The organism is Micromonospora sp. NPDC005171, from assembly GCF_040608575.1.
Classification (GTDB): domain Bacteria; phylum Actinomycetota; class Actinomycetes; order Mycobacteriales; family Micromonosporaceae; genus Micromonospora.
In genome coordinates this window covers 113,028-128,302 of record NZ_JBEXIM010000004.1, presented here as the reverse complement: position 1 = coordinate 128,302, position 15,275 = coordinate 113,028, and the positions used below count along the sequence as shown (strand labels likewise).

Annotated in this window: 11 protein-coding genes; 2 read left to right on the top strand and 9 right to left on the bottom strand. The window is 71.7% G+C overall.

Annotated features, from left to right (window positions below; all coding sequences use genetic code 11):
* Nucleotides 1-35 precede the first annotated feature (35 nt).
* Both ABZU74_RS08885 and ABZU74_RS08880 read left to right on the top strand, forming a co-directional pair.
* Nucleotides 36-2,765 (top strand): CDP-glycerol glycerophosphotransferase family protein, encoded by a 2,730-nt coding sequence (locus tag ABZU74_RS08885; RefSeq protein ID WP_355420043.1) that lies wholly within the window; start codon nucleotides 36-38, stop codon nucleotides 2,763-2,765.
* Nucleotides 2,762-4,522, top strand: a complete 1,761-nt coding sequence (locus tag ABZU74_RS08880; protein WP_355420040.1) for a stealth family protein — start codon at nucleotides 2,762-2,764, stop codon at nucleotides 4,520-4,522. Before ABZU74_RS08885 ends, ABZU74_RS08880 begins: the two co-directional genes overlap by 4 nt.
* A 79-nt stretch (nucleotides 4,523-4,601) precedes the next feature.
* Here ABZU74_RS08880 and ABZU74_RS08875 read toward each other — a convergent pair whose 3' ends face one another.
* The 9 genes from ABZU74_RS08875 to ABZU74_RS08835 all read right to left on the bottom strand — a co-directional run bounded on the left by ABZU74_RS08875 (nucleotide 4,602) and on the right by ABZU74_RS08835 (nucleotide 15,172).
* Nucleotides 4,602-5,240 carry a hypothetical protein gene (locus ABZU74_RS08875; RefSeq protein ID WP_355420508.1) on the bottom strand — a complete coding sequence of 213 codons (639 nt, stop codon included), beginning with the start codon at nucleotides 5,238-5,240 and terminating at the stop codon, nucleotides 4,602-4,604.
* Nucleotides 5,241-5,452: 212 nt separating this feature from the next.
* Nucleotides 5,453-6,235, bottom strand: coding sequence for a zf-HC2 domain-containing protein (locus ABZU74_RS08870; RefSeq protein WP_355420038.1), 783 nt, complete (start codon nucleotides 6,233-6,235; stop codon nucleotides 5,453-5,455).
* The gene (locus ABZU74_RS08865) at nucleotides 6,232-6,924 is read right to left on the bottom strand and encodes a sigma-70 family RNA polymerase sigma factor (protein ID WP_030336181.1); all 693 of its coding nucleotides are present in this window, start codon (nucleotides 6,922-6,924) and stop codon (nucleotides 6,232-6,234) included. The genes ABZU74_RS08870 and ABZU74_RS08865 overlap by 4 nt, the downstream gene beginning before the upstream one ends.
* A gap of 125 nt (nucleotides 6,925-7,049) precedes the next feature.
* Nucleotides 7,050-7,907, bottom strand: a complete 858-nt coding sequence (locus tag ABZU74_RS08860; RefSeq protein ID WP_355420035.1) for a fused MFS/spermidine synthase — start codon at nucleotides 7,905-7,907, stop codon at nucleotides 7,050-7,052.
* A gap of 18 nt (nucleotides 7,908-7,925) precedes the next feature.
* On the bottom strand, nucleotides 7,926-8,885 hold the full coding sequence (locus tag ABZU74_RS08855; protein ID WP_355420032.1) for a hypothetical protein: 960 nt from the start codon (nucleotides 8,883-8,885) through the stop codon (nucleotides 7,926-7,928).
* On the bottom strand, nucleotides 8,882-11,356 hold the full coding sequence (locus ABZU74_RS08850) for an SMC family ATPase (RefSeq protein ID WP_355420029.1): 2,475 nt from the start codon (nucleotides 11,354-11,356) through the stop codon (nucleotides 8,882-8,884). Before ABZU74_RS08850 ends, ABZU74_RS08855 begins: the two co-directional genes overlap by 4 nt.
* On the bottom strand, nucleotides 11,356-12,504 hold the full coding sequence (locus ABZU74_RS08845; RefSeq protein ID WP_350859440.1) for an exonuclease SbcCD subunit D: 1,149 nt from the start codon (nucleotides 12,502-12,504) through the stop codon (nucleotides 11,356-11,358). The genes ABZU74_RS08850 and ABZU74_RS08845 overlap by 1 nt, the downstream gene beginning before the upstream one ends.
* 18 nt (nucleotides 12,505-12,522) lie before the next feature.
* The gene (locus ABZU74_RS08840) at nucleotides 12,523-14,277 is read right to left on the bottom strand and encodes an ATP-binding protein (protein ID WP_355420027.1); all 1,755 of its coding nucleotides are present in this window, start codon (nucleotides 14,275-14,277) and stop codon (nucleotides 12,523-12,525) included.
* Nucleotides 14,278-14,425: 148 nt separating this feature from the next.
* Nucleotides 14,426-15,172, bottom strand: coding sequence for a pyrimidine reductase family protein (locus tag ABZU74_RS08835; protein WP_355420024.1), 747 nt, complete (start codon nucleotides 15,170-15,172; stop codon nucleotides 14,426-14,428).
* Between the last annotated feature and the right edge of the window lie 103 nt (nucleotides 15,173-15,275).

Here is a 15,275-nt window from a genome sequence, read left to right as displayed (position 1 = left end):
CCCGCGTTTCCGCACCCTCTCCACTGGAGCCCAGAGTGGTAGACCCCGCCCCGCAGGTCACGATCATCGTTCCGGTCTACAACGTGGTGGACTACCTGCCCGAGACGCTCACGTCGATCGCCGCGCAGACCGTCTTCGGCCAGTGCCACGTCATGCTTGTCGACGACGGCAGCACCGACGGCTCCGACCTGCTGGCCAAGCAGTTCGCCGCCGAGCACCCGAACGTGACAGCCCTGCAACAGCCCAACAGCGGGCCGGGGGCGGCCCGCAACCTGGCGCTCGACCTGGCCGACACGCCGTACGTGGCGTTCGTCGACTCCGACGACCTGCTGCCGCCACGCGCCATCGAGGTGCTGCTCAAGGCGATCGTGACCCACCGGGCGAGCATCGCCATCGGCGACATGGACACCTTCCCGAAGCCGACCGCGTTCCTGTGGAAGAAGCCGTTCGGCAAGGGCGACAGGCTGCTGGAGTCCGTCGTCGACGCACCGGATCTGATCTTCGACGCCGGCCCGTGCCACAAGCTGTACGACCTCGCCCAACTGCGCCGGCACGGCCTGCGGTTCCGCGAGGGTGTCCACTTCGAGGACGCGTTCCTGGCCATCCCGATGCTGCTCAAGGCCGAGGGCATCGCGCTGGTCGACACGGTGGTCTACCAGTACCGCCGGCGGGATACCGGCACCTCCATCATGGACAACCTGTTCCTCCGGGAACAGAACTACTGGGACCACCTGGAACTCTGCGAAACCCTCGCCGGTCTCAGGCCCGAGCTGGACGTCTTCCGCCGCGAGGTGCTGGAACGCTTCCTGGTGCGCAGCTACCAGGGTTTTGCGATGCGGGCGCACACCCTGTTCGACGACGCTGCGCTGTGGCGGATATTCGAGAAGTGCACGCAGATCTACCAGGACGTTGATCCGGCCTTCATTGCCCGGTGGAGCGCTGACACCCGGCACCGGGTGGCCTACCTCGCCTTCAAGACGTATGACTTCGACCTGTTCGCGCGCCCATGGGAGCGGGTGCAGGGCGTCGTCGCCTGCGGTGGCGAGCTGCACCTCGACTACCCGGTCACCCCGGCTCTGCTTCCGTTGACCAAGGTGAGCGCGGTCTCGGTGCGGTTGGAGCAGGCGCGGCTGACCGAGTCCGGTGACGCCCTCAAGCTGTCCGGGCACGTGCAGATCAACGGCCTGCCCATGCACCGACCGATCCGTACGCCCCTCGGGCTGCGGTTGCGGGGCAGCAAGCTGACGGTGCCCGCCACGCTCGAGCGGCGCAGCGATCTGAAGTCCGCCGACGACAGCCGGGAGTGGTCCGGGTTCGTGGCCGAGGTACCCGTCGCGCAGATGCGCACCGGCAGCCACCTGCTGCGGCTCGTCTTCCTGACCGAGACGGGCCAGGCCTCCCGGCAGTGTCTGATCTCCGCAGCCTTCCTGCGTGACGCGGGGATGAAGCTCGCCGGGGACACCCGGATCCTGCCGGGCTTCGCCGGGCGGGAGAACGCGACTCTGCTGGTACAGCGGGCCGGTGGCACCGCAGGCCGACGCCGGTGGCGGCGGATGCTGGTGCGCAAGGACCTTCGACACGTCGTGTCCCGCCGACCCTTCTGGAAGCAGCGTCTGCTGCGTCTGATCACCGAGCCGCTGATGCGCGGGCGCGACATCTGGCTCGTCGGGGAGCGTAAGGACACCGCACAGGACAACTCCTGGCACCTGTTCCGGCACCTTCGCAAGGTCGAACGCAGGCGGAATGCCTACTACGTGATAGCCAGCGACAGCCCGGACCGGGAGCGGCTGCGTGGGCTCGGCAATGTCGTCACGTACGACTCGTTCCGGCACAAGTTCCTCATGCTGCACGCCACCAAATTGATCAACTCCTACGACATCGACTCCTACATGCTTCCGTCCAGCTGGGAGCGGGGGGCGTATCTCAAGCACCTCAACTGGCGGATCGCCCCGGCCCGCGTCTTCCTGCAGCACGGCGTCACGGACAAGGACGTCAGCGGCGGGTTGCACCGGGCCAAGACCGGGGTCGACCTGTTCGTCGCTGCGGCCGGTCAGGAGGCCGAGTACGTGTCGAAGCAGTTCGACTACGGCGATGCGGCCCAGCGGTTGGGTTTCCCGCGTTTTGACGCACTGGTCCCGGACCGGGGTGGCCGGCGGATTCTGCTGATGCCCACCTGGCGCAGCTACCTGGTCAGTCCGTCGTACAACCCTGCGCTGCGCCCCAGGTTCCCGTTCGACACGTCCGGGTACGCCCGGTTCCTGAGCGAGCTGTTCGGTAGCGAGGAGTTGAAGCTCAGCCTGCGGCGCCACGGGTACACACTGGAGTTCCTTCCGCACTACGAGATGCGGAACGTGTCGACGGCGATGGTGCCGGCGGACCCCTCGTTCTCGGTAGTGGACCAGACGCAGCGCAGCGTGCAGGACGCCTTGCGGCAGTGTGACCTCTTCATCACCGACTATTCGTCAACGGCCTTCGACGTCGCCTACCTCGGCACTCCGTTGATCTACGCCCACTTCGACAAGGAGGAGTACTTCTCCATCGGGGGCTACCGCAAGGGCTACTTCGAACACGATGAGCACGGGTTCGGCCCGGTCTGTGCGACAGCGGAGGAGACGGTGACCGCGATCGTCCGCTACCTGGAGAACGGGTGTGTCCGCGAGGAGAAGTACTCGCGTCGGGCGGCCGACTTCTTCGCCGTACAGGACCGCAACAACTCCCAACGGGTGGCCGCCGCCGTCGCGGCGCTGCCGGGCCCGCAGCAGTGACCGGCCCGACGCCCCCGCACGGGGAGCCACCCCGGGCGCTGGCCGAACCCACCGGGTTCGTGGAGGTGTACCGCCGGGTGCTCAGCCCGCAGACCCGGCGTGCCATCGCGACGAAGGTGAGCCCCCGGGCCCGGCACCAGCTGAAGCAGTGGGTCGCCCGGGCCGCGCGCGACGGCAACCTCTCCGAGCGCCGGGGCGAGCGGCTGGCCCGCCGCCAGCCCGAGTTGCTGGCCGGGGCGGACCGGGTGGTCGTCACCGCCGACCGGGGACCTCGGGTGGCCCGGATCGGGGCGACGGTCACCCCTCTGATGGCGCGGCTGGACAACCTCACCACGGTGACGGCGGCGCTCGACGAGGCCGGCGTACCCCACTTCCGGGTACGCGGCGAAACCCACCGCTCGTCGGTGGTCGCCGTCGACGCCGAGCACCGCGCGTCGGCGTACACCGCACTCGCCGCCGCCTGCGGTCGGATCCCCGGCTACGTCTGCGTGCCGGACGGCACCGGGCAGCCGGCCGCCGGCTTCGAACCGAAGACCTGGGACCGGCTGGCCGACGCCCCGGTGTTGCGGCTGACCTGGTACTGGACGGACCCCCAGCGGCGGCTGGTGCTGGGCCAGGCGTACGGGTGCGACGTCGAGTTCTGGACCCGGGAGGGTGACACGCTCGTCGCGCCCCGGCCCAACGCCGTCGCCGAACAGGTGACGGTGGCGGCGCCGCTGGTCCTCGTACCGGAGTCGCGGTTCACCGGCCTGGCGCCCGCTGCCGCCCCCGCGACCGCCTGGACCCGTGCGGAGTTCGCCGCGCCGCGCCCCGACGACGTGCCGTTCCCGGTCGACGTGGTTTACACCTGGGTCGACGGTACCGACCCGGCCTGGCTACGCCGCCGGGCCGAGGTGGCCGGGGTGCCATACCACGCGGAGGCGGCGAGCGCGGCCCGCTTCCTCAGCCGCGACGAGCTGCGCTACTCCCTCCGGTCGCTGCACATGTTCGCGCCCTGGGTGCGCCACGTCTACGTGGTGACCGACGACCAGGTGCCGACCTGGCTGGACCCGTCCGCCACCGGGCTGCGGGTGGTCAGCCATCGGGAAATCTTCACCGACCCGACAGTGCTGCCGACGTACAACTCGCACGCCATCGAGAGTCAACTGCACCACATCGACGGGCTCTCCGAGCACTTCCTGTACTTCAACGACGACGTCTTCCTCGGCACCGAGGTGCTGCCCCAGGACTTCTTCCTGGCCAACGGCATCTCCCGGTTCTTCCCCTCGCCGGCGCTGGTGCCGCCGGGCCCACCCACCGCCGGGGACATCCCGTCGTCGGCGGCCGGAAAGAACAACCGGGCGTTGATCGCGGAGCGGTTCGGCACGGTGCTGACCCAGAAGATGAAACACATGCCGCACGCGCTGCGGCGAAGCGTGCTCCAGGAGATCGAGCAGACGTTCCCGCAGCAGTACCTGCGGACCGCGGCGAGTCAGTTCCGCAGCATGGACGACCTGTCGGTCGCCTCGTCGCTGCACCACTACTACGCGTTCCACACTGGTCGCGCGGCACCGGGGAACCTGCGGTACACCATCGCCGAGTTGTCCCACCCGGACACACCTGCCCGGTTGGCGCACCTGCTCGCCCGTCGGGATCGGCAGGTGTTCTGTCTGAACGACGCGTTCTCCGTCGAGGATGACCTCGACGCGCAGTTGGCGCTGCTCATCCCGTTCTTGGAGACGTACTTCCCGGTGCCGAGCCCGTGGGAGCGGGCCTGAACTTACCCCGGACACGACGGTGGCCGGTCGCGCCCTCCCCGGCGACGACCGACCACCGTGCCCTCGTGTGCGATCAGGCTCAGTACGAGTAGCCCGAGCCCGCAGCGTCGTTCGAGCCGCTGTCCGTCGGCGGTGCGACAGCCTTCGGGGTGCCCTTGGGCAGGCAGCTCAGGTTCTTCTTGCCGTCCGGCTGGACCACGAACCAGGTGCCACCGACAGCCTGGCCCTTCCACTGGCCGGGCTTCTTGTCGCCGATGTAGCGGTAGACCGGCCAGCCACCGACGGTGAGCTGACGGGTGCCGTCCTGCCGGGTCACGCTGCCGACCTTGTCGTCGGAGACGCCGGTGAGCTCCGGGTTGCCGTCGGTCAGTGCCGGAGGCCACACCTCGGCGCACTTGTCGACACAGTTCGACGACGGCGGGTCGGCGGTGTCCTTGTCGAAGCGGTACAGGATCCAGCCGTCCTGGTCGGTGACCACCTTGCCCATCCGGGCGACACTCTTACCGACCAACTTCTCGGTCAGGTCGACGTCCGCGGGCGGGGCGTCGGCGGCCGGCGCCTCAGCGGATGCCGAGACCTCAGGTTCAACCGTCGCGGTGGGCTCGGCCGCGGCGACGGCGACCGGCTCGGCCGCGCTCGAGTTCGCCCCGTCGTAACCCGCGGGAGCGCAGGCCGTTAGTGCGACCATCGCGCTCGCGACGATGACGGTCCGCTTCATCTGTGCCACGTGCCCTCCTCATTCTTGACAGTTCACCCATAGGTACGGCGGGCAGGCTGTCAAGGTTGAAGTAGTAACAGTGGTCAATTTCACGTAAACCGATTGAACCGTTTTCCGCCGCCATACGTACGCCCCCGCGAGGGAGGCCAGCCGAAACGACAGATCGGCGCCGGTCATTGTGACAATGACCGGCGCCGATGCGGCAGACGCGCTTACATGGGTACGGTGACCAGCGGACTCGCCACGCCGTTGGCATCCACCGACTGCACCTGGAGCTGCTTGATGTCGGCAGGCAGAGCCGACGTCGTGGCACTCAGTTCGAGACCCTGCGGTCGGTTGTTGGTGCCATAGCCACTCTCCGGCACCGACCATGTCGAGATGACTTCGGTGCTGGCGTTCTTGCGCACCACCACCAGTCGGCAGATGCGCGGGCCGGGCAGCTTCCGCAGAATGAAATTGATCCGGGTGCCGTAGTCCTTGGTCACCAGGAACATGGTGGTCTGCACACCTGTGGTCGGGTCGGTCGCCTCGACCTGGTCGCCCTCCTCCTCGGTGCCGCCCACACCCGGGCCGCTCGGCGCGGCCGTCGGCCCGTTCGTCGGCGGATCGTTGGGTGCGCTCGGCGTCGACTCGGCCAGCACCCCCGGCGGCTGCTCGTTGCCGACCACGCTGACGAACCCGTACCCGGTCAGACCGCCGAAGACCACCACCGCGGCGGCCGTCGCGAGCATCTGACGAAACCGGGTACGCCGCCGGTCAGCCCGGACCGCGCCGAGCGTCCGGTCCAGCAGGGCCGGGTCGGTCGCCGTCTGCTCCAACGCCATCATCGTCTCGCCGTCGATGTCGGAGAGCAGCCCCACCACCGGCACCATCGTCTCCAACTCGGCCGCGCAGGCCCAGCAGGTGGCGAGATGCTCCTCGAACCGCTCAGTGTCCTGCTCGTCGAGCACACCGAGCGCGTACGCCGCGACGTCCATGTGGTCCGGCCGGCTCATTCTGTCACCCCCCGCTCCTGCAGAGCCGTGCGCAGCGCGCGCAGCGCGTAGTAGACCCTCGACTTGGCGGTGCCGAGGGGTAGACCCAACTCCTCGGCGGCCTCCGGCACCGTCCGCCCCCGAAAGTACGTCGAGATCAGGATTTCCCGGTGCGACTGACTGAGCGTACGCAGGGCGTCCGCCACCGTCATGGTGCGCAGCACCCGGTCGGTGCTGTCCGCCTCGGCGAACGCGGTGAGGTCCCGGTCGTACGTCTCCGGCGGCCGGGCCTCCTGGCTGCGGTGCTCGTCAATGGCGATGCGGCGGGCCACAGTGACCAACCACGGCCGCAACGAGCCCTGCCCCTGCGTGCCCAGCCGGTGCGCGTTGCGCCAGGCCCGCAGCAGCGTCTCCTGGACGATGTCCTCCGCGCGCTGCCGGTCCCCCCCGGTGAGGCGCATGACGAACATCAGCAACGGGCCGGCGTGCTCGGCATAGAGCTGACGGATCAACTGGTCGGAGTGGCTCGCCTCGGTTGACGTCGCCTGATGGCGTCCGGGCGCCGGTCGCGGCGTCACCGGACCATTCTGGCGAGACGTCGCTCGCGCGTCGACCCCCCGGGCAGACGAGGTCGACCGTGACGAGGGTCGCGCCGACAACCAGTCAGCGCGGACCGCGTCGCCATGCCAACCGGCCGCCACCGCGTGCATGCAGACCTCCGGGATGTCCGTGACCAACGCCGGCCCACGAGGCGGGCCGCCCGGTGGTACGCAGCGCCGACCCCAGCGGATCAACAAACGGGGAAGAAATTTCCGCGCCGCCGGTGATTGGACGGTCAGCGGCGTACCGAGAACAGCCCCGGCGGTGGCGGATCGGAGCCGGTCGCGTCGGCATCCCGCACGACAGGCGCACCACCGGCGAAGCGGTCCAACTCGTCACCGGCCACCACCCGGCCGGGGAACCAGTCGCCGGCAGCGCGTCTGGTCAGCTCCGGCACCGGCGGTGTGGACCGCCCGGCGACCAGCACCAGATTGCCGTACCGGCGCCCGCGCAACACCGCCGCGTCCCCGACCAGACAGGCCTGCGGCAGCACCGAACGGACAGTGGCGACCTGCCCCCGGGCGTGCCGCAGCGGCGGGCCGTCAGCCAGATTCGCCAGGTACCAGCCGGCCGGCCGGAGCACCCGCGCCACCTCGGCCGCGTACTCCACCGAGGTGAGGTGTGCCGGGGTACGCGCACCGGCGAACACGTCGGCGACCACCACGTCGTAGCTGGCATCCCTGGTGGACGTCAGCACCGCCCGGGCGTCCTCCACCCGGACCCGCAACCGGGCGTCGGACGGCCACGGCAACGCCCGACGGACCAACTCCACCAGCGCACCGTCCACCTCGGACACCCGCTGGGTGGACCCGGGCCGGGTGGCGGAGACGTACCGGGGCAGGGTCAGGGCGCCGCCACCCAGATGCAGCACCCGCAGCGGCTCCCCGGCCGGTGCGATCAGATCCACTGCGGCGGCCAGCCGCCGCACGTACTCGAACTCCAGGTGGGTGGGGTCGGTCAGGTCGACGTGCGACTGCGGCGCCCCGTCCAGCAGCAACGTCCACGAGCCGGCCCGGTCCGGATCCGGGACGAGCTCCGCCAGCCCGGTGTCCACCTGCTCGACCACCCGGTCACCAGCCCGTTTACGCCCCACCGGAACCAGTATCCGCGTTCACCGGGCGGCGCGGGCCGCTGCGGTCAACGCGCGGTGCAGCAGCCGGGAATCGCCGAGCAGGGCCCGCAGCCGGCGCTCCAGGCCGGCGATCGGGATCAGGTTCTGCGGGGCGCGAGGGTCCTTGTACGGGGTGGAGGCGAAGCGCGGCAGGGTGACCAACGACAGGTCGGCCAGCTCGATCGCCGCCTCGACGGGCAGGTCGGCGGAGCACTCCACCCGGACGATGCCCGCCCACGGGGCGCCGACCGCCACCGGCAGCCGCAAATACCACGACCAACCACCCCAGGCGGTGCCGAGCCGGAACACCGGGGACCGCTCACCCGACGCCAGACCGGTCACCACAGCGGTCAACCGGGCATCGAGATACTGGCTGTGCTGCGTCTTGATGTAGCCCAGGGTGCGTGGCAACTGCCGACGACTCCGCAACGGGCCGTCCACCACCAACAGGTCACCGTCGACCCGGGCGGCGTCGGAGACCGCCACCTCCAACGCGGTCAGCGGACCCTGCACGGCGGCCGGGAGCTTCGCCAGCTCACCGGTGCCACCCACCCGGTGCACCGGGTAACGGATCGCGCCCGCCACCACATCCTGCGCCGACGGGCTCGCGGTGAACAGGCCCCGGCCCACCCGCGTGCCCGCCAACTGCGCCGCACCCCGGCCCAGGTCGCACCGGACCACCCCGGCCGCGTACGAGGCGGCCAACCCGGGGAACGACCCACCGTCGGTCTCGGCCGTCCAGATGCTCGCGTCGATGCGGCGAACCCCGTCGACAAGCAACACCACGTCGGGTGCCCGCACCCCGGGGCGTACCCCGATGGCCCGCCAGTCCACGGCGGGCAACTCCACGTCCGCGTCGACCTGGGCGCTGCTCGGCGCGGCCGGCCCGGCGGCGGACGCCTCGAACGACGCCCCGTACGCCGGATCCCACGAATCCACGAAGAACGCGGCGTCACTCACCGGCCGGTCCGCTCCACGCGCGCGGACCGGGCATCCTTGCGCACCTCGAAGCGGACCGGGATCCGCTCGGCCAACGCCGGCACGTGGGTGACCACCCCGACCATCCGATCGCCCCGGGCCGCCAGGTTTTCCAGGGTCGCCGCCACCGTGTCCAGGGTGGCGGCGTCGAGCGTGCCGAAACCCTCGTCCAGGACGATCGACTCCAGGCTCGCCGCCGTGGTGGACATTCCGGCCAACTGCTCGGAGAGCGCCAACGCCAACGCCAGCGACGCCTGGAACGTCTCACCGCCGGAGAGGGTGCGCACGCCCCGACGCAGCCCCGCGTCGTGGTGGTCGACCACCACGAACTCGCCCTTGTCGTGCACCAGCTCGTACTGCCCGGAGGAGAGCTCCCGCAGGATCCCTGACGCGCCGTCGACCAGCAGGTCCAACGCCTCGGCCAGCAACCACCGCTCGAAGTTGTTGGCCCGCAGGTGCCCGGCGAGCGCGCGCGCCACCTGCGCCTCCCGCTCGTGGCCCGCCCGCTGCTCGCGCAACGTCCCGGCCTGCTCGCGGCGCTCGTGCAACCGCCGCCGCTCGGCGTCGGCCCGCTCCACAGCCACCGTCGCCGCGTGCACCGGGTCGTCCCCGACCGGCACGTCGGCGGCGGCGAAGATGCCCGCGATGGCCCGCTGCACGCCGTCGGCCACCGACTCGGCCTCCGCCACGGCGGCGGCCCGAACGGCCCGGTCAGCGCGGCGGCGGTCCGCCTCGGTCGTCGCCCAGTCGGTCAGCGCCGCCCACGCGGCCGCCACGTCCTCCCGGTCGGTCGCCGGCGGGCCGAACCGGGCCAACCCGTCACGAGCGGTGTCGAAGGCCCGCCACGCCGCCCGCAACCGATCCTCGGCGGCGTCCACCCCGGCCCGGGCCTGCCGAGCGGTCTCGCGGCCGGCCCGGACCGCGGTCGCCGCCTCCTCCAGCGCGCGCCGCAACCGGGCGTGCTCGGCCAACTCCCGCCGCAGCACTGCCGGCTCGGCAGCGCCGGAGAGCTGCCCGTCCAGCTCGGCCAGCCGGGCCTCCACCTGCTCCTGCCGGGCCCGCGCCTGCACCAGCTGCCGCTCCAGCTCCCGCGCCGCCGTGTCCCGCTGCTGCACTGTCGCCTGCGCGGCCTTGGAAGCGGCCCGCGCGGCCTTGCCCGCCGCCGTCGCGGCCGCCACCGCCGAATCGGTTGGCACCGCCGGCACCTCGGCCACCGGCTGCTCACACACCGGGCACGCCGCGCCGGCGTGCAGGTGCACCCGCAGGCTCACCGCCAGGTCGGTGGCCTTCGCCTCCTCGTGCGCCCGGAAGGCCGCCTCCAGTTCGGCGTCGGCCCGCTCGGCGACCGCGCGGGCGTCGGCCAGGGCCGCCACCGCCGCCGCGTGCTCCTCGTCCGCCGCGCGCACCGTCGCGCGGGCCGTGTCGGCCTCGCCGGACAGCCGGTCCCGGTCGTCGTACGCCCGCAGCAGCAGTCGCAGCGCGCTCTCGTCACCGGCGCCGGCCAACTCGCCGCGCAGCTTCTCCTCCCGCTCCTCGGCCAGCGACACCCCGGTCGCCGCCGCCTCGGCGTCGGCCCGCGCCGCGGCGACCGCGCGAGCGACAGCGGTCACCCCACCCGGGGCGCGCACCCCGGTCAGCACTGTCAGCTCGCCGTCCAGGGCGGTCAGCGCCGCCGCGGCCTCCCGTGCGGTGACCCGGGCCGCCGTCAGCTCCGGCACCGCCTCGGCCACCGCGGCCGCCAGCTCGACCATCCGGTCAACCCGGGCGTCGGCCTCGGCCAACGCCTCGTCGTCCACGCCGGTCAACCCGGCGAGCACCTGGTCGACCGCCTCCAGCCGGGCCTCCGCCTGCGCGGCGCGCGCCGTCGCCTTCTTCTGCACGTCCTCATAGACGCCGAGGCCCAGCAGGTTGACCAGGATCTGCTGCCGCGTGGCCGGCTTGGCGTGCAGGAAGTCGGCGAACTGCCCCTGTGGCAGCACCACACAACTGGTGAACTGCTCGTACGGCAGCCCAACCGCCTCCAGCACCGCCTGCTCCATCTCGGCGGGGGTGCCGGCCACCACCTCGCCGAGGTCGTCCGGGCTCAGACCGGTGTCCAGTTTGGTCACGTCGAAGCCGGCCGGCATCAGTTGCAAACCGGCGTTCGCGGTCTTCACGTTGCCCCGGCCGTCCCGGCGGACCACCCGGGTCGCCACGTACCGGGCACCGCCGGACTCGAAGACCAACCGCACCCGCGCCTCGGTCGCCGACGGCGCGAGCGCGTTCGCCAGCCCACGGGCACCACCCCAGCGGGGCACCATGCCGTAGAGGGCGAAGCAGATCGCGTCCAGCACAGTGGACTTACCCGAACCGGTCGGGCCGATCAGCGCGAAGAAGTCGGCGTCGGTGAAGTCGACAGTGGTCTCGTCCCGGAAGACGGTGAACCCGGCCATGTCCAACCGCATCGGACGCATCAGTGCTCGACCTCCTCGAAAAGCTCGTCGAAGAGCTCCCGGACACCCTCGTCGGCGTGGCCCCGGCTGTCCAGGTAGTCGGCGAACAACTCCCGGGGCGAACGCCCCGACCGCTGGGCGATGCGCGCGCCACTGCCCGGCGCGGCCAACAGCTCCGGGTCGATCCGGATCTCCAGGGCACGGGGGAGCAGCTCCTGGACCTCCTCGCGCAGGCCGGCACGGGGTTGCTCCCGCACGTACACCCGCAGCCACGCGTCCGGTGCCTCGATCTCGGCGAGCTGGGCCAGGGTGCCCCGCACCGTCCGCAGCGCACTCGCCGCCGTCACCGGCACCTCCCGCACCCGGGCGGCGGTGCTGGCCGTCACCTCGACAATCGTCACCGAGGGGATGTTCTCCTGCTCACCGAAGTCGACAGCGAGGGGACTGCCGCTGTAGCGCACCGGGCAGGGGCCCGCGACCCGCTGCGCCCGGTGCAGGTGACCCAGCGCCACGTAGTGCGCGGTGGCCGGGAAGACGGTGGCCGGAACGGCGTAGCCCAACACCGTGTGCGCGTCGCGCTCGCCGCCACCGGTGGCCGCGCCGGTCACCGTCAGATGCGCGGTGACCAGGTGCACCCGGTCCGGTTCGGTGAAACCCTCGGTCAGTCGCCCCAGCACCCGGCCCAGGTGGTCGGCGTACGTCTGGTTGGTCTCCGCGGCGGTCAGCTCGTACATCTCCAACGCGCGCACCGCGTACCGCTGGGACAGGAACGGCAACGCGGCCAACCGCCACCGCTCGCCACCGGCGGTGGTGCCGTCGATGACGTGCTCGTCAGGATTTTCCCGCACCCCGCCACGCAGGGTGATGCCAGCGGCGTCGGCCCACGGGCGCAGCGCGTCCAGCGCGGGGCCGTTGTCGTGGTTGCCGCCGATCGCCACCACGTCCGCGCCGGTGCGCCGCAGCGCCGTCAACGCCCGGGTGACCAGGCGGGTCGCCTCCGAACTGGGCGCGGCGGTGTCGTAGAGGTCACCGGCGACGATCACCAGATCCGGCTGCTCGGCACGGGCGATCTCGATCACCCCGGCCAGCACGGCCTTGTGCTCGTCGGCCCGGGACTGCCCCTTGAGCACCTTTCCCACGTGCCAGTCGGAGGTGTGCAGGATCTTCATGGCTGTGCTGGCCCCTAGCTAGAACGGGATGTCGTCGTCGGTGCTGCCGCCGCCGGAGCCCACCACTGCGAACGGGTCGGCGGACTGGGTGATCGAGCGCAGCGTCTCCGATGGTGCCCGGCCCGCCTCGGAGACCCGGGTGGCCCACGCCGGGAACGGGAACTCCAGGCAGAGCGGCACCGGGATGTCCGGCTGGTTGACGAACATGGTGCCCGGCTTGGCCAACAACGCCCGCTGGCGCTGCGCGGGCGGCAGGAAGCCGTATTCCGGGCGGGACGCCTCGGCCGGGTCGAGCCGGCCGACCACCCGGATCGCCGAATTGGTGACGATCCGCCGTTCCACCTCGCTCGCCGTCTGCTGCGCGCCGATCAGGATCACCCCGAGCGAGCGGCCCCGCTCGGCGATGTCCAGCAGGACCTCCTTGATCGGCGAGGAGCCCTCCCGTGGGGCGTACTTGTTCAGCTCGTCGAGGACGACGAAGAGCAGCGGCTTGGCGGTGCCGGACTTCTCCTTGCGCTCGAACTCGCTCTTGAGCGTCACACCCACCACGAACCGCTGCGCGCGGTCGGGCAGGTTGTGCAGGTCAACCACAGTGACCTGCGCCGACTCGCTCGTGTTGATCGAGTGGGGGCGACGGGTGGCGAGATCACCACGGATCAGCCGGGCCAGGTCCTTCTTGCTGCCGATCAACCGCCGGGCGAACGCGTTGACGGTGCCCAGCCCCACCGCGCTGCCCGCCCAGTCGGAGCGGGTCTCGTCGTCGTTGAGCTGATCGACGATGTGGTCGACCAGATCGCCGTACGAGCCGAGCCGGACCCCGTCGATGCTCACCCCGCCGTCGGCGGGCTGGGCGTAGCGGGCCAGGTGCGCGGCCACCGAGTGGACCACCATCGTGTACTGCTGGCGCTCGTCGTCGGCGTCGGCGAAGACGTACGGCAGCAGGCGGTCGGTGCAGAACTCGCTCAGCGTCCAGTAGAAGCTGTCGACGCCGGTGAGCCGGCTGCTCACATCCGGCGTGCCGGCCGCGTCGCCGACCCGGGGCGGGGCGTAGACCCGCACGTCGGGGAAGGCGCCGGCGCTCAGCCCCAGCTTCGCGTACGCCGCGCGGGTGGGCTCGTCGAGGCGGGTGTTGGGGTGGTCCAGGAAGAGCAGATCCTCACCCTTGACGTTGAAGATCAGCGCCTTGGCGTTGACCGCGTCGCCGCCCAGCACTCCCGAGCGGAACACCGAGTAGAGCAGGAAGGTGGCGAAGCTGGTCTTGGTGGCCACCCCGGAGATGCCGGAGATGGAGACGTGCGCGCCCCGGCTGCCGTCGAGGAAGTCGGCGTTGAGATAGACCGGGACGCCGTCGCGACCCATCCCCATCGGGATGCGTCGCTCCATCCGGTCGAAGTGCAGCGCGCGAGCCCGGGCGTCACCCTCGGCCCGGTGCACCACAGCGCCCGGGGTCGGCGGCACGTACAGCTCGGGATCGACCCGGGTGGTGGTGACCTCGGCCGCCTCCTGCACCTGCGCGGGAAGCGTGCCGTCGGCGATGGCGAACACGTCGGAGTCGAACTGGGCGCCCTCGTGCCGCGCGCGGACCTGGGTGACCACCCCGGCGATCGTCACCGGCTCCCGGTCCGGCAGCTCCCGTCGAGTGACCACCACGTCGTCGAGCTGCAGGTAGCTGCCGGGCGCCACGGCCGTCCAGAACTGCAACGGGGTGGCGTCGGCGGTGCCCAGCACCCGCCCGACCGCCTCGCCAGGGCTGTCGAGGTCGGCGTCGGTCATCGGGCGACTCGGGTCGGTCGGGCATCACGGTCGGCGCGCATGCAGTGCATCCTGCCCGAGGAGTACGACAGGTCGCCACGCGACGCGGCGGACGACACCATGCGCCGTCACACCGACGACGGTGGGTGTGTGACCGGGCGACGGCGGGTTACCGGCGGGCGTGGCGGAGCAGGAGGACACCGTCGTCGGCGGCGAGCACGTGCCGCAGTGGCAGGTGCCGGGGCGGGGCGGCGTCGCCGGCGGTGATCCGGCCGGGGCCGGGCCCGGCCAGCAGCGGCGAGACGGTGAGGCACAGTTCGTCCACCAGGTCGGCGGCGGTGAGCGCGCCGAGCAGGTGGGGCCCGCCCTCGCAGAGCAGCTGGGTGAGCCCGCGTCGGTGCAGCTCGGCGAGGCCGGCGGCCAGGTCGACCCGCTCGGTGCCGCAGCGCAGCACGTCGGCGACGTCGGTCAGCCCGGCCGGCGGGTCGGCGGCGGCGTGGGTGAGCACCACCGGGCGGGTCGGCGCGTCGGCGAAGGCGGCCTGCGCCGGATCCAGGTCGAGCGAACGGGAGACGACCACCAGCGTCGGGTACTCGGCCAGCCCGTTGGCCCGGCGCCAGGCGCGGCGGCGCTCGTCGAGGCGGACCGCCCGGTATCCCTCGTGGCGGAGCGTGCCGGCGGCCACCACCAACGCGTCGCAGACCATCCGCAGAAGGCCGAACACCCGCTTGTCCGGCTCGCCGGAGAGCCCGGCGGAGTAGCCGTCCACGGTGACCGCGCCGTCCAGGCTGGCCACGAAGTTCACCCGCAGTCGGGGCGTGTCGGCGCGGCCGTAGAGGGTGGTCAGCGCGGCGTCGTCGAGCGGCTGCGTCGACGGCTCGGGCCAGAGCCGCCGGATCGGAATTCCGACGGTCATTCGCCGGCCGGACCGGTGACCGGAGGCGTGGGTTCGGCGGTACGGTGCTGGCAGTCGCACCAGTTCCGGCCCGGGCAGTCGTCGTGTCGCCGGGCCCGGCACG

Coding starts and splice junctions, on each gene's coding strand:
- ABZU74_RS08875 (WP_355420508.1), bottom strand. CDS start 5,240: ATGAAGCGGACCGTCATCGTCGCGAGCGCGATGGTCGCACTAACGGCC.
- ABZU74_RS08870 (WP_355420038.1), bottom strand. CDS start 6,235: ATGAGCCGGCCGGACCACATGGACGTCGCGGCGTACGCGCTCGGTGTG.
- ABZU74_RS08865 (WP_030336181.1), bottom strand. CDS start 6,924: ATGCACGCGGTGGCGGCCGGTTGGCATGGCGACGCGGTCCGCGCTGAC.
- ABZU74_RS08850 (WP_355420029.1), bottom strand. CDS start 11,356: ATGCGTCCGATGCGGTTGGACATGGCCGGGTTCACCGTCTTCCGGGAC.
- ABZU74_RS08845 (WP_350859440.1), bottom strand. CDS start 12,504: ATGAAGATCCTGCACACCTCCGACTGGCACGTGGGAAAGGTGCTCAAG.
- ABZU74_RS08840 (WP_355420027.1), bottom strand. CDS start 14,277: ATGACCGACGCCGACCTCGACAGCCCTGGCGAGGCGGTCGGGCGGGTG.
- ABZU74_RS08835 (WP_355420024.1), bottom strand. CDS start 15,172: ATGACCGTCGGAATTCCGATCCGGCGGCTCTGGCCCGAGCCGTCGACG.